The following is a 903-nucleotide window of genomic DNA, read 5'->3' on the forward strand; positions in this document are numbered from 1 at the left end:
AGATTTCATCCCCAAACTTGACTCGAATTATATTACTTGCCAACTCAATCTTGCCTTCTAGCTTGCCTTTTAGTTCGCCTTTTAGTTCGCCTTCTAACCTAGCCTTGTCCATTTCAGCTTCATACCAAGCATCGACTTCTGCCATTGTTTTCATAAAATCTTCGTCCTCCGGAGTTAAGTTATCGGTAGGTATGTTTTGTAGGTAAACGCAGTATTTTACACATGCGCTAATTATATCATTTTTCTCTCTACGGTCTGGTGATAGCTGTTTGATTGATTCAAAAGCGATTTTCGCACTTTCTTTATCTCCTAACATTTTTAACCAGATGGTGTCAGGACTATCACCCAATTGGTCAATAATTACTATTCCCATCCGTAATATTTGGGGAAGTCGATATACACCGGCGCCTAATTTACTAGCTGGTTGAGCATTACATAAATTTAATAGTTTCTCACTACAATTAACTGTTAGTATCCAGGTAAATGGATTTTGATTTTCTATTTGTTGCTTTGCTTGTTTGTCCAGTCGTTTAGAAGCTGTTAACTGCTGTTGGCTTTTGGCATTTTCTATCAGTTCTTTTTGCTTTTGTTCCCAATATAGATTTTTCCGAGTAATCGATTTGCTAACATCGCTTTCTTCTAAGTATGAGCTATAATGTTCGATGATTATTGTTGGATGCTCTCGCATTAATTTGTCGAATAATCCTAAATTTTCTTGTTGCCATTCTTGATTTTCTTTGACTATAAACATTAAATCAATTTCCAGGTCTTCGTCGTTGTGGACTTGGATATTCTGTAGGGTATCTCCTTTAGTTTTATATAAGGATTGAATATAGAATTTGAAGAATCGGTCGTGTTTGTATTGAGCCATTTAATTTTATGAATGTGCTTGACAATGATTTG

Annotated in this window: 1 protein-coding gene; it reads right to left on the reverse strand. The window is 35.5% G+C overall.

What is annotated here, in order from left to right; genetic code table 11:
* Positions 1-871, reverse strand: an 871-nt coding sequence (locus DSM106972_RS36840) for a hypothetical protein (protein WP_201800834.1), incomplete at its 3' end; no start/stop codon positions are given.
* Positions 872-903: the final 32 nt, after the last annotated feature.

Source organism: Dulcicalothrix desertica PCC 7102 (assembly GCF_003991905.1).
GTDB classification, from domain to species: Bacteria; Cyanobacteriota; Cyanobacteriia; order Cyanobacteriales; family Nostocaceae; genus Dulcicalothrix; species Dulcicalothrix desertica.